Origin of the sequence: Enterococcus gilvus ATCC BAA-350, assembly GCF_000407545.1 — a bacterium.
Taxonomy (GTDB): Bacteria; Bacillota; Bacilli; order Lactobacillales; family Enterococcaceae; genus Enterococcus_A; species Enterococcus_A gilvus.
Genome location: NZ_ASWH01000001.1, coordinates 2,337,114 through 2,351,313 on the forward strand (window position 1 = coordinate 2,337,114; position 14,200 = coordinate 2,351,313).

The 14,200-nt window shown below is 41.4% G+C and carries 10 protein-coding genes; 4 read left to right on the top strand and 6 right to left on the bottom strand.

All coding sequences use genetic code 11. The features are described from left to right. Positions 1-218: 218 nt before the first annotated feature. Positions 219-2,870 (bottom strand): SEC10/PgrA surface exclusion domain-containing protein, encoded by a 2,652-nt coding sequence (locus I592_RS11605; protein WP_010780017.1) that lies wholly within the window; start codon positions 2,868-2,870, stop codon positions 219-221. A gap of 469 nt (positions 2,871-3,339) precedes the next feature. Here I592_RS11605 and I592_RS11610 point away from each other — a divergent pair, with 469 nt between their 5' ends. Next, complete coding sequence (locus I592_RS11610) at positions 3,340-4,497, top strand: LPXTG cell wall anchor domain-containing protein (protein ID WP_244265191.1); 1,158 nt, start codon at positions 3,340-3,342, stop codon at positions 4,495-4,497. 75 nt (positions 4,498-4,572) lie between these two features. Here I592_RS11610 and I592_RS11615 read toward each other — a convergent pair whose 3' ends face one another. Genes I592_RS11615 through opp3b form a run of 4 tightly spaced genes read right to left on the bottom strand, consistent with a single transcriptional unit; the run spans position 4,573 to position 8,582 of the window. Next, positions 4,573-5,526 (bottom strand): ABC transporter ATP-binding protein, encoded by a 954-nt coding sequence (locus I592_RS11615; protein ID WP_010780015.1) that lies wholly within the window; start codon positions 5,524-5,526, stop codon positions 4,573-4,575. 27 nt (positions 5,527-5,553) lie between these two features. Then, complete coding sequence (locus tag I592_RS11620) at positions 5,554-6,600, bottom strand: ABC transporter ATP-binding protein (protein WP_010780014.1); 1,047 nt, start codon at positions 6,598-6,600, stop codon at positions 5,554-5,556. A gap of 6 nt (positions 6,601-6,606) precedes the next feature. Further along, positions 6,607-7,641 carry an oligopeptide ABC transporter permease gene (opp3C, locus tag I592_RS11625; protein ID WP_010780013.1) on the bottom strand — a complete coding sequence of 345 codons (1,035 nt, stop codon included), beginning with the start codon at positions 7,639-7,641 and terminating at the stop codon, positions 6,607-6,609. Then, positions 7,641-8,582 (bottom strand): oligopeptide ABC transporter permease, encoded by a 942-nt coding sequence (gene opp3b / locus I592_RS11630; RefSeq protein WP_010780012.1) that lies wholly within the window; start codon positions 8,580-8,582, stop codon positions 7,641-7,643. Before opp3b ends, opp3C begins: the two co-directional genes overlap by 1 nt. Positions 8,583-8,843: 261 nt before the next feature. Between opp3b and I592_RS11635 the strand changes: the two genes are divergently transcribed. Next, positions 8,844-9,188, top strand: a complete 345-nt coding sequence (locus I592_RS11635) for a DUF3899 domain-containing protein (RefSeq protein WP_010780011.1) — start codon at positions 8,844-8,846, stop codon at positions 9,186-9,188. Positions 9,189-9,235: 47 nt separating this feature from the next. On the opposite strand, the gene I592_RS11640 is transcribed toward I592_RS11635, so the two are convergent. Next, complete coding sequence (locus I592_RS11640; protein ID WP_010780010.1) at positions 9,236-10,897, bottom strand: peptide ABC transporter substrate-binding protein; 1,662 nt, start codon at positions 10,895-10,897, stop codon at positions 9,236-9,238. A gap of 605 nt (positions 10,898-11,502) precedes the next feature. Between I592_RS11640 and I592_RS11645 the strand changes: the two genes are divergently transcribed. Together I592_RS11645 and leuB are read left to right on the top strand one after the other, a co-directional pair. Beyond that, on the top strand, positions 11,503-13,020 hold the full coding sequence (locus I592_RS11645) for a 2-isopropylmalate synthase (protein ID WP_010780009.1): 1,518 nt from the start codon (positions 11,503-11,505) through the stop codon (positions 13,018-13,020). 121 nt (positions 13,021-13,141) lie between these two features. Continuing rightward, on the top strand, positions 13,142-14,194 hold the full coding sequence (gene leuB / locus I592_RS11650; RefSeq protein WP_010780008.1) for a 3-isopropylmalate dehydrogenase: 1,053 nt from the start codon (positions 13,142-13,144) through the stop codon (positions 14,192-14,194). The last annotated feature ends 6 nt before the right edge of the window (positions 14,195-14,200 follow it).

Sequence of the window (14,200 nt, forward strand, 5' to 3'; positions counted from 1 at the left end):
TCAGCGGGTCGCGGGTTCGAGCCCCTCACGGCCCATTGGGTGCCAAACCCACGCCACATAAGCGTTTTTGGCTACTTCGGTAGTTTAGAAAAAGATGCTTGATGTGGCACTTTTTTATTTTACAGATGCCTTACTAGGAAAGCAATTTAAAATCGCCCCGAAAAGTTATACGAAAACTAACTTTTTGAGGGCGATTTTTCTATTTATCGATTCATTTTTTATTTTAGAAAGAAACGATTTCTTTTATCCAGCTCTGCCAATCCTAAGGTTATTAGAAGACCCATTAGCGTTACTCCCAAAAGAGCTAGTGCAGGATCATCAGAAAATCCTGTTTGAGGAAATACTGAACTTGATTTAGTAGTTGTAGGCGTTAATTGACTTTTCTTCTTTTCACTAACTTGAATTTTTAACGATTTAAGAGTGCTTGCGTTTGATTGCCCCATAACTCCCTGCTTTGATGCATTTCCAATAAAAGCAGCTCCGCTTGTTGCATCCGCGGATTTGCCCTTAACAGAGTCCAATTCTTCATTAAGAGCAAGATGATTTTTAAGTTTGTTTAATTTTTCTTTTGTTTCTTCCAGTTTTACCTTTGCTGCGTCTGCTTTAGCTTGTAAGGCGTGATACGTCGCCGCATCAGTCTCAGCAGTTTTTTTGGCACTTTCCAGTTTCTTAACAGCAGATGCATACGCAGATTCTGCTTTTTCCAGATCAGAAAGGGCCGCAGATAATGCTTCAGAAGCTTGTTTCAATGATGCCACTTCGGCTTTCTTTTGCTCTACTAGTCGTTCGCCGCTCTCCAATGCCTTTTTATCATCAGCTAGTTTTTCTTTGGCAGCGGTCAAAGCTACTTGCGCGGCGCTCAACTTAGCATTCACTGTGTCTAATTGTTTTTTGGCTTCTTCCAGTATTGTCACTTTCAAATCTTTTTCTTGTTTTGCTGCTTCGAGTGCTTCTTGTGCAGCATCTAGTGCTTTCTGTTTCGTTTCTGCATCTGAATTAAATTTATCAACGACTCCTTGAGCTGCATTCACTTTTTCCGTAGCCGTTTCAACAGCTTTTGTTGCTGCTGCCAGCTGCTTCTTCGCCTCTTGATTATCCGTCGTCGCTTTTTCTAATCCAGCTTTTGCTGCTTCAAGTTTCTGGTTTGCTTCGTCAGCTTTTTTACGCGCACTTTCTAATCCTTCCCCGGCAATCTTTGCATCTTCTTTTCGATCGGCCAGCTCCTGCGTCAATTTGTTGATTTTTTCTTGCGCTTTCGCATCGTCTATTTCAGGGATATCAATCGATTTAGTATCAAATTTACTCGCATCTTTAATGTAGTAGCTGCGCGGGACAAATTCAAAATGAGTAGAAAATGATGGTCTGCTTGCTTTGGAGAAGGATACACCAAAATAGCATTCATCTGTAGAACTCCCATACATGAGACCCGTGATACTAAATGCATGGCCCCAGTTGCTACCACTGTCACCGTACAAAAAGCCCAACATAGCATTATAGATCAAGCTCTTCAAGTCATTCTTGCTAAGATTCCAAGAACTGTCTGGTTTCATTGAACTAGAACTATATGAATATAAATTTTCGTAGAGGTTTCCACCTGGGTGTTCTAGTAATCCATTGTTTCTCGCTGCCTGATTGATAGCATCGTTATAATGTCCGTTGAAGCCGCTCCAATTATCCGCTTCATAGGCTTTAGCAATTTCGTCAGTAAATTTGATCGATCCTAAAGAAACAGTCACATCCTTCATGCCAAACATCTGACGAACAGAATTGATCAAACGAGCTGCGTAAATCGATAATTCTTCTATGAGAGCCGTTGTCATATCCGTCTGACCATTGATCATGATAGCTTTATCGGCTTCATTTGACTGGAATTTTGCATTTGCTGCCAAGGCTGCAGCATCAGCAGCTAAAAGTTGCTTTTTATTCGCTTCGCTGCGATCCGCCTCGTAGGCTTTCAGCGCATTTACATATTCCTGCGTCACCACGATCTTGTTTAACCCGTCTTTTGCCTCTGAATTCGCCCTATCCAAATCATTTTGTGTTTTTTTGACCGCTTCATCCGCCTCTTGCTTCTTTTTACTTGCAGCATCAACGTCGCTAGCGGCATCCGTTGCTTCACCTTCAGCAACATTCTTGGCTGTTTGCGCACTTCCTTCTGTTGCCGCAGCTGTTTCAGAATCTGTTTTAGCAGCTTCCTCAGTTTTTTTAGCAGCCTCTAGTTCTTCCTTCGCCTTTTCTAGATTGTCGTTTGCTTCGGTGGCGCCTTCCCCTTCAACAATACTTTGCGCATCCTTTACTGCTTGTTGCTTCTCATCGATTTTTTCTTGGGAGTTATCGACGTCCGTTTTCGCGTTTTCAACAACTTTTTGTGCAGCATCCGCTTCCCCTTGAGTCTCCTCTACCTTTGATCCCGCAGCATCAATTGCTTTTTCATCTTCCTTGATTGCTTCCTTGATACCCTCATTTGCTTTTTCCTGCTCCGACACATCCTTTTGTGCTTGCTCAATCTTTTCGGATGTTGCTCCTTCTGCCGCTTTTTCAGCTTCAGACACGACCTCTTGTGCTACGTCTACAGCTTCTTTTGCAGTGTTTGCCTCCTCCTGTGCTTTGCTTGCAGCAGCTTGTGAGGTCTCGTATGCCTCCTCCTTGGCAGTAGTTGCTTCTGCCTGAGTAGCAGATGCTGTCTCTTGTGCCTTAGTAACTTCTGATTGAACTGCTGCTATCGTCGCTTTGGAGTCCTCAGCCGTTGCTGTCGGCGCTTGTGCTGCGTCACCACTCGCATCTGCACGCGCTTCCGTGGAATGAGAGAACCCAATCCCTGCCATTGTTGCGAGAGTTGCTGAAAATAAAGCAATCTTTTGTTTCTTCATTTTTAATTCCCACCTTCATTTTTTCTTGTCTTCCTTGTTAAAACCAACTGACTTTATACCCCGATCATAAAAACGCTTTCATTAAAGGCAAACATTTCCTTAAAAAGGAACCACAGAGTCATTTCTGCAAAAATAATAGCCATTCGCATTATTTGTCATTTTACCATATTTCCAATTAGTGCAATAATTCTTTTTTTATATGATTCGTATTGGTATTAAAATTATATTTATAATAGATAAAGAGCATCTGGATAACTGATTTATAAAGTACCAAGCTGCCAATTTTTAAAAAAAACTAATAATTTATCTTTTAATTTCTATTTTGTAATGGAAGGAATGTACGTGTGGTCATCCAATGAACATCTTGGAGCATCATCAAAAAAAATTTTCAACAACAACTTTACAAAAATATTTCTTATGTTACAATTGTGTTACAGAAAAAGTTTAAGGAGTGATTCGTGTGAAAAAAATGGTTGTTTTTAGTTTGTTGGTTCTGAATTTCCCAATGGTCGCATTTGCTGATACTTCCGAAAGTCTCTCTGAAAAAACCGTAAACTCTAGTCAAGAACAATTTGTTGAGAGCGCTTCTCTTTCTGAGGAATCAGGAACAGATCCTGTTCTTTCCGTTGACCCTAAAGAGAATCCTGCCGCTTCTACAGAAAAAACAGTTGAACGTTCCACTAGCAAAATTGAAGCTACTATCGGCAGCAGTGAACATTCAGTAAATGAAGAAACAATAGATCATCCAACAACTGAAACAACCGTTGTAGAAAAACGATACGCTGAGGAACCTGCCGTTTCGGATAAAATAGAAAAGGCGACTAGTGCTGTAGTCCCACAAGCTAGTGCAGCGGTCATAGAAAAGGCGGTAGAATCCCCTTCTGATTTAGAAGAAAAGTTGAACAAAGAATGGACAGCAGAGAAAATTCGTGAGAACTTAACCGGATCAGATTATGGGATAACTCAGAATGAACTTAAAGGATATTCGGACGAAGAGCTCACAAATGCCTTCAAACTTTTCAACCGTTATAACTTTGACCTTACAGGCATGGATTTAGGAAGCTACGTTCACGTTTTACGTATGGTTTATAAGGAACATGCGGTGAGTTGGAACGAGGTCGAACAGGCTTTGGCTTTCAATCCTAATAACTACACTACCACTGCTGAGCTAGCGCAAAACATTGATCAGCTGCAAGCCTATCTGAAGATTCTTTATTCGAACAAGGAAGGCTTTGTGCCTTTACGTTCTTTCACAAATGAAGAAATGCTTCATATTTTGAATCATCTTAGTGGTGCTGAAGACAAATTAAGTTACGCCAATGGATTATTCTCAGGACTTGTCCATTGGTTATATTCCTCGCAAGAAGGAAATGGACCTATCGATAATGGACCAAAGCCTGTTCCGTTGATTCAAACCATGGAGAAACCTGCGAGTCCAATTGTGTTAAAGGATGCTGCTCCTCAAAACAATTCAAACACTACTGAGAACAGACTCCTTACCGAGGCAAATGGGCAGAAAGAATACCCTAAGACGGGGGAAAAACAGCCTGTCATTTTCACCCTCATAGGGATGATTATGACTCTATTCGCAGGAAGCATCCTATTAAGAAGACGGCTACGCGTTTAACCTAGATTTCTCTCTCATCACAAAAGGAGCCAAAACAGATAAATGTCTGTTTCGGCTCCTTTTCATTGGGCACTTTTAAACTGCCAAGGCTTTTTCATTTTTTAAATGCTGCAATTTCTTTTTATAATAGGCCACTTCGTCTTCAGAAGAATAGATAAAATGACCTGGCGCAATCTCACGCAATGAACGCGCCTTGCCGTCGTGAGGTTCCGTTTGATATTTGATTCGACGACGTTGACGTTCATGATCGGGATCAGGCATCGGAATTGCAGAAAGCAAACTTTCCGTATACGGATGAACCCCATAGTGATAGATTTCGTCACTGCTGCCGACTTCTAACAAATGGCCATTATTCATCACGCCGATACGGTCACTGATGTGCTTCACCATTGAGAGGTCATGGGCAATGAACAAGTAGGTCAAGTTGTGCTCATTTTGCAAGTCTTGCAACAGATTTACTACCTGTGCCTGGATCGATACATCCAAAGCCGATATTGGTTCATCACAGATAATGAAGCGTGGACGTACTGCCAATGCGCGTGCTATCCCGATACGCTGACGTTGCCCGCCTGAGAATTCATGTGGATAGCGAGTCCCATGACTAGGGTTCAACCCAACCGTCTCAAGCAAATCATTGACGATCTTGTCTCGGTCTTTCGGAGTTTTAGCAAGTCCGTTCACATCAATGCCTTCCGCGATGATATCTTTGACCTTCATCCGCGGATTTAGCGACGCATATGGGTCTTGAAAAATCATTTGGACATCGCGACGAAATTTTGTCAGCTCTGCCTTTCCATGAATTTTCGATACATCCTTGCCATCAAAAAGGATTTCTCCGTCCGTTTTTTGATTTAGGCGAATAATTGTCCGTCCTGTAGTAGATTTTCCACTACCAGACTCCCCTACCAATCCGAACGTCTCTCCCTCATTGATGTAAAAGCTCACATCATTGACAGCACGGACTTCATTTTTAGTGCCCGTGTTAAAATATTGTTTCAAATTATTTACTTCTAATAATCGTTTTTCCATCTTTATCCTCCGTTTTTATCGCTACACTTAAGCGGAATATTGGTTTTGCTTTTTACGAAAAATATCCCAACGTCGTTGAATCTCAGCCGGAGGTGTTACTGTTGGTGCTTGAGGTGCCAATAACCACGTTGCTGCCTTGTGGGTTTCAGAAATCTCAAAGAAAGGCGGCTCCATTTCCGCATCGATTTTTAAAGCAAATTCGTTACGGGGATAGAAGGCATCTCCTTTTGGCGGATCTAATAAATCTGGAGGAGATCCTGGAATTGCATAAAGGCGATCATTTTCACTCTCTAAGGTTGGCATTGATCCAAGCAGTCCCCAAGTATACGGGTGTTGCGGATTGTAAAAAATTTCTTCCGCCGTTCCTACTTCTACGATTTTTCCTGCATACATGACGGCTACTCGATCGGCCACGTTAGCAACGACACCGAGGTCATGGGTGATAAAAATGATCGATGTTTCGATTTTCTCTTGAATCTCTTTTAGCAGCTCTAAAATTTGCGCTTGGATCGTAACGTCCAACGCGGTCGTCGGTTCGTCAGCAATCAGGATCTCAGGATTACAGATCAAAGCAATGGCAATTACGATCCGTTGGCGTTGACCACCAGAAAATTGATGCGGGTAATTTTTTAATCGTTTTTCGGCATCTGGAATCCCAACTAGATTTAGTAAATCAAGGGCAGCTTTCAACCCTTCTTTTTTTGAGATTTTTTTATGCTTTCTTAGAGACTCCGCTACTTGCTTTCCAATCGTCATGGTTGGGTCAAGTGATGTCATTGGATCTTGGAAAATCATCGCGATTTCTCGTCCGCGAATCTTTTGCATTTCTTTCTCTGATTTATCTACGATATTTTGTCCTTTGAACAAAATTTGTCCTTCATCAATGTTCGCGTTCCCGGAAAGCAGGCGCATAATCGTTCGCGTGGTCACGGATTTACCGCTACCAGATTCCCCAACGATCGCCAATGTTTCCCCTTTATTCAGATCAAAATCCACTCCACGTATCGCTTTGACTTTCCCAGCATAGGTATCGAATGAAATATTTAAATTATTTACTTCTAATATTTTTTCCATAAATCGTCACTCTTTCATTTTCGGATCAAATGCGTCGCGTAGACCATCAGCCAATAGATTGAAACAAATCATGATCAAGGAGATCGTCACTGCTGGAATCCATAGTAAGTATGGCAAGTACAAGAACGTTTTGTATCCGTCGTTTAATAACGTACCTAATGATGCGGATGGCGGTGTTAATCCTAATCCGATGAAACTCAAGAACGCTTCGAAGAAAATCGCTGTTGGAATACTAAACATCATTTGAATAATGATGACACTCGAAATATTCGGAATGATATGTTTAAAGGCAATTTTCCATTTTGATTCACCCAGAGTCATCCCAGCTAACACGTATTCTTGGTCTTTTAGCTTGAGCGTCTGGGCTCGGACGATCCGTGCCATGGGTATCCAGTTCGTGATAGCCATCGCTGCTACGATTGAAAAAATACCTGGTTCAAAAACAACTAGCATCAGGATCATAACTACCAGATTGGGAATTCCAGAAAGGATCTCTAAGAAACGTTGCATTACATTATCGACTCTGCCTCCAAGCATTCCAGAAATCAATCCGTATGCCACACCAATCGTTATATCAAATAACGCTGCGATAAAGGCGATCAATAAGGAAATACGCGTTCCCATGAAGAGACGGCTCAATACGTCACGGCCTAAACCATCTGTTCCTAATAGATAATTTACATTTCCGGGAACATCTGCTTGTGCGTATTTATCTACTAACTCCCCTGCAACCATCGTTTTCCCGTTTAATCCGTTGATGTTCAAACCAGGGACACGAGGAGGCAAGTTGATGTAATCGACATTTTGCTTGCTTGGGTCTTGCGGTGATACAAAAATCGTAATGATCGAGATAAAGATGATTACTGCTAGTACGACCATTGAAATGACCGCCGCTTTATTTTTCTTTAATCGGCGCCATGAGTCTTGTAGGAAATTTAGGGAAGGGGCTGCGATCTCCTCGCGCTCCTCTTCCGTATTTTTTTGTAAGGGTTGAAATTCATCTGCTGGAATATCAACAACTGAAGGATATTTTATTTCCATTAGCTTTTGCTCCCTTCGGATAGACGGATACGAGGATCAACTAATCCGTAAAGTAGATCGACGACTAGAATAACGAAAACCAGCATGAATGAATAAAGAATCGTTACTGCCATGATCGTTGGATAGTCATTGGTCATGATTGATTTTACGAATTGTTCTCCGATACCGGGAATCGCAAAGATGTTTTCTACAACAAGCGACCCAGTCATCAAAGCAACCGCTAGTGGTCCAAGTAATGTCATCAACGGGATCAAACTATTCCGCAGGCCATGTCTAAAGGCGATCTCCCAACGGCTCAAGCCTTTTGCCCGTGCCAGTTCAACGTAGTCGCTATGGAGTACTTCCACCATTTCAGTTCGTATGAACCGTGCGGAATCGGCTAGTGGAGACATTGCCAAAGCCAACGTTGGCAAAATGGTGTAAGCAAAACCTTCCCATTTCGCAATTGGCAGAATACGCAATTTCATCGCGAAAATATATTGCAATAATACTGCAAAAACAAAGTTTGGAATCGAGCGTCCTAGTATCGCTACTAAGGTAGATGCTGTATCCGCCCATGAATTCTGCTTCATGGCAGAGATCGTACCTAAGACGATCCCCACGAATGTTCCGAAGACGATTGCCTGCAACCCTAATTGCAATGACGGTCCAATTCGGCCTGCTAATAAGGTAGCAACGGCTTGATTTTTAAATTGGAAAGAAATTCCGAAGTTTCCTTGTACAAGGTTTGATAGATAAATGCCATATTGTACGATGACTGGTTTATCCAGACCTACTTGTCTGTTCAACATTGCAACTGTTTCAGGACTTAAACGTTCTTGATTGGTATAAGGTGTCCCTGGTAGTAATTGCATCAAGAAGAATGTGATGGTCGCAATCAACCATAGTGTGATCAACATGAAAAAGACACGCTTTAAAAAATATTTTAAATAACTGCCCATGAGGTGCCTCCTAGTTCTATAATTAATTCTTTTTCCCATTGAAAAAAAAATCTGATATCGTGCGGTGCGTCCCTCTTCTGCTCATACTGCTACTTCTGCATAAGGAGAAACGAATCGCTTAGAATTGTTCGACAAAATGTGTTTTGATCCGCTCGTAAATTTTGACTTCTACTTTTGTTATAGTTTAGAGTAGGAATATGTTGCGGATAGCTGTTCAACTAACCAGCATGAATCCTTAATTCATTTTATTGGAGTGTATGTATGAAAAATAAATTATTTCCCATTGGCATAGGCGGTAGTTTGTTAGTGATCGTTGCGATTTATTCAGCCGCACGTCAGTCACTTTCCCTACTCACTTTATCAAACCGATTTTTTTTGATCGGATTGCCCTTTTTGATCATTGGTATCCTGTATTGGATTTTTTCTTCAGGCTTCTTCGATCACTTTCAGCATTCGATGCATCAGGCCTTCAGCAGAAAACAAAAGAAAAAATCAGAATTCCAGCCCCTCTCGCGTGTTGGACAAGGGCGGTATTCTTTTTGGTTGATCATTGCAGCAATACCTATTACCGCATCAATCATTTGTGCACTGTTAACCATGATTTAAAAGGAAGTTGGAACGAGTCTCGTTCCAACTTCTTTTCATTTGTCGAATTATTCTTCCACGTATGTCCATTTGTAATCCCAAGAAGCGCCGGCAGGATGATGTACGATTCCTTTGACTTTCTCGTTGATCAAATGTGCTTCAGATAATTGGTAAAGCGGTGCGACACCAGATTCTTTCGAGATGATCTCATTTGCTTTTTGCAAATCGTCCCAACGTGCTTCTTCATCACTAGCATCTTTGTTTCCTGATTCTTCAACTGCTTTGTCGTACTCTTTATTGCTCCAACGACCACGGTTGTAAGAATTGCCTGTGACAAACAAGTCAGTAAAGCTTGAAGGGTCTGCATAGTCAGCGCCCCATCCGCCAAGTAGAACATCAAAGTCCCCAGCGTTCGAACGGTCTAAACGAACAGAGAAAGGAACTGGTGTTGGTTTCACTTTAACTCCAGGCAGTGCTTCTTCCAATGCACTTTGCATATATTCAATAACTTTCTTCGATGAATCTGTATCAGAAGCCATCAATTCGAATGAAAGAGAATCGATTTTCAATTCTTTCTTCGCTTTATCCCAATATTCTTTGGCTTTTTCTTTATCGTAAGGAGCTAGATCCCCTGCTTCTTTAGCAAAGTCTTCATCCCCTTTAGGATTGTTAGACATGCCAGAAGGTACCAATCCAGTTGATACTACAGAGCCATCACCCAATACTTGATTAACCAAAGATTTACGGTTGATCGCGTATGAGATTGCTTTACGTAAGTTTTCATTTCTAAATGGTGAATCTTCTTTTCTTTGGTTAAATTCAAGGTAGCTGGTACGCGCTTCTTTAAATGATTTGTATGCTGGGTCATTTGCATTTTGTTGTGCCAATTCACCAGAAAGAATCACGTCGTCTGCTTCGCCATCTTTAAATAGGTTCAATGATGTTGAAGATTCTTTTACTACGTTGACTTTAACTTTGGATAATTTGACTTCGTCTTTATCCCAATAAGTGTCATTTTTCTTGTATTCCCATTCGGTATCTGTTCCGGGACCGTCAAAACCTTCCAATGTAAATGGACCGTTGTACACGGCTTTATCACTCTTAGTCGCATATTCTTTACCGTTTGCTTCAACCACTTTTTGATTTTGTGGGAAGAACGATGGGAATGCTAATAAGTAATCAAAGTACGGTGTAGGTTTTGATAATTTGATTTCTAATTCGTGATCATTCACTGCTTTGATCCCTAACTCGTCTGGAGATTTTTTACCAGCTGAAATGTCAGCAGCATTTTCTACAGGTTCAAAAAGGTACGCATATTCTGAGGCTGTCTCTGGTTTCACTGTACGTTGCCATCCAAAGACATAATCTTTAGCTGTTACGGGATCACCATTGGACCATTTTGCATCTTCTCTTAATTTTACGGTATATGTTTTTCCGTCGTCGCTGACTTTGACTTTTTCACTCGCTCCTGCTGGCTGCGGCTTGTTGTCTTTGTCTAAACGATAAATTCCTTCATATACATTGTTTAATGCAGTAAAACTGATTGTATCTGTGGCTACAGATAAGTCGGCTGTCGGCATTTCTTGTTGGACCACTAAATTGAATGTTCCGTTGTCTTTTGCCTTCGCACTTGAACTGCTCTCATCAGTTGAAGCGCCCCCTCCTCCATAACACCCCGCCAAAGCGAGTCCGCAAACCGCGATAATACCATAAGCTAATTTGTTCCTCATATCTTTTTCCCCTTTTGATTCAATTTTCAGAATAATTACGAAGTTCTGAATATAAAGAGTAGTTTAATCATTTTTTTTTAATAAAGCAATAGTTTTGCTTTAATTTTATTTGTCGTATTTTAAAAATATCCTTAGAAAACTTGTAGAATCAGCAATTAACCTTAAAATTTTTTTATATATTAAAATTTGAAGCTTAATTTTTAGTTCTCTTTCATTTTATTGACACAGCCATGGTAGATAATGACGTTCTTTACATAGGAAGAAACTTTCCTATAAAAGAGGGAAAGAATTCCTTCATGCAGGATCATTTCATAACGAGCGACATTTATTAAAAAATATTCTCATCTTTTTTTCATAATACGGTTGACAATGCTTCTGTTTTTTTATACGATGATTACAACAATTTTAAAAAAATTCTGACACTAAACGGGTGGTTGCTATGAGTAAATCAACGAAGTCTTTCAACGCAACTTTATTATTATAGCTGGGACTTTCTGAAAATTATTTCATGAAGTCCCTATTCGCATTGCATCGGAGAAGAAAGTGGTTCTTTTCCGATGGAGTGCTTTTTTTATACCCGTTTTTAAAATGAAGGAGGAGTAAAAATGAGAAAAGTTCAATTTTTCGATACCACATTAAGAGATGGTGAACAAACCCCGGGAGTAAATTTTAATACTAAAGAGAAAGTTCAGATCGCACTACAATTAGAAAAATGGGGCATTGATGTCATCGAGGCAGGCTTTCCTATCGCTTCACAAGGAGATTTCGAAGCCGTCCAAAGTATCGCCCGTCAAGTCACCAAAATGACTGTCACTGGATTGGCACGTTGTCAGAAGAAAGACATTGATCGTGCATACGAAGCATTAAAAGATGCCGTTGATCCGCAAATCCATGTCTTTTTAGCCACAAGCGATGTTCATATGAAGTACAAATTGAAAATGAGTAAAGAAGACGTTCTTTCTTCTATTAAAGAACATGTCAGTTACGCACGTAGTTTGTTTGAGAAAGTGCAGTTTTCACCTGAAGATGCCTCTCGTACAAACAAGGACTTTTTGTTAGAAGCTGTACAAGCAGCCATCGATGCCGGAGCGACGATCATCAATGTACCGGACACTGTCGGCTATTCAAATCCGACTGAATACGGAGAAATCTTCAAATCATTGATCGAAAACATCCGCAGTGAAAAGGAAATCACGTTTTCTTCCCATTGTCACGATGACTTGGGAATGGCTACAGCAAACGCCTTGGCAGCAATCGAGAATGGCGCAAATCGCGTAGAAGGAGCCGTGAACGGTATCGGTGAGCGTGCAGGAAATACTGCCTTAGAAGAAGTCGCACTGGCGTTAGCGATTCGCAAAGATTTTTACCAGTGTGACACAAACATTGTATTAAATGAAACGAAACGGACAAGCGAATTGGTTTCTCGGCTTTCCGGCATTCCTGTTCCTAAAAACAAAGCAATCGTCGGTGATAACGCCTATGCGCACGAATCCGGTATCCATCAAGACGGAGTATTAAAAAATCCTGAGACTTACGAGATCATTACGCCGACCATGGTAGGTGTCAATCAAAATTCTCTTCCTCTTGGAAAATTATCTGGACGTCATGCGTTTAACGCGAAATTAGAGGAATTAGGCTATCAATTGACTGACGCTGACAGCAAGGAAGCGTTCAAGCGTTTTAAATCGCTGGCCGATAAAAAGAAACAAATCACAGACAAAGATTTGGTCGCGCTGCTTGCTGATCAATACCGAGAAGAAACAGAGAACTATAAATTAGCGGATGTCCAAGTCCAATACAGTTCGAATGGGTATCAAGGAGCGATCGTCTCAATTATCGATGAAGACAAAGAAATAAAAGTCGCTTCCCGCATCGGCTCCGGCAGCATCCAAGCCATCTACAATGCAATTGACGAATTGTTCCAACAAAGTCCAGAATTGACAGAGTATGAAATCCAGGCGCTGACTGGCGGAGAAGACGCCCAAGCTGAAGTACGTGTCACACTTAAAGATGAGCACTCGAACAATGAGTTTCGCGGAATCGGTGTCGATTTTGATGTTTTACATGCCTCTGCGAAAGCCTACGTTCAAGCGAGCAATCACTTAGAGCAAAACGGGAAATAAGCCTTCCTTTTTTCGAGTGTTGAAAACAGAGAACTTCTTGTTTCCTCCCCCGTCAATACTTGATTGACTTGAAGATAGAGAAAATAAAAAAATATGTACGTAACGAGATAGGAGCATGCACATGAATTGTAATATCGTTGTTTTAGCTGGTGATGGAATTGGACCAGAAATCATGGAAAGTGGATTACACGTATTATCCGCAGTTGAGAAGATGTGTCAACACACCTTTGAGCTTAAAGAAATGCCTTTCGGAGGCGCGGGGATCGACGCGGCGGGGGCTTCTCTGCCTGAAAAAACGCTAGAGGCTTGTCAGTCGGCTGACGCGATCCTTCTAGGAGCGATAGGCGGACCTAAGTGGGAAAAGGCGCAAGATACACCTGAAAAAGGATTATTGGCTTTAAGAAAATCATTGAATTTGTTCGCAAATATTCGTCCTGTCGCAGTTTCTTCTGCACTAGTACACCTTTCTCCTTTAAAGCCTGAGATTCTTGAAGGCACTGATTTGATCATTGTTCGAGAGCTCAGCAGCGGGATCTACTTTGGGGAGCCGCGAGAACTAACAGACTCGATGGCCTACGATACTGCCCGTTATCAAAAAAATGAGATTGAGCGAATCCTTCACTCTGCGTTCAAAATTGCTCAAGGGCGTGGCAAAAAAGTGACGTCTGTAGACAAAGCGAATGTCCTTGCCTCGAGTAAATTGTGGCGGGCGACAGCAGAAGAAGTTGCTAAAGAATATCTAGATTGTCATCTAGAGCATCAGTACGTGGATTCAGCAGCGATGAAATTGATCCAAAACCCTAAATCATTTGATGTGATCGTGACTGAAAATCTTTTCGGGGATATCTTAAGCGATGAAGCCTCGGTGTTGCCTGGATCATTAGGTGTCTTGCCAAGTGCGAGCCACAGTGACGGCGGTCCATCGCTTTACGAACCAATCCATGGTTCGGCACCAGACATTGCAGGAAAAGGAATCGCAAATCCGATCTCAATGATCCTGTCTGTCGCGATGATGCTGCGTCAATCTTTTCAAGAAGAACAAGCCGCGCAAGCTATTGAAAAAGCTTGCGATACAGTTTTATCAAAGGGAATCTTTACTCATGATCTGGGTGGACAAGCAACCACGACGTCATTTACGGACGCCGTGATCCAGGAACTGGCAAAGGTTCAATGATCAACT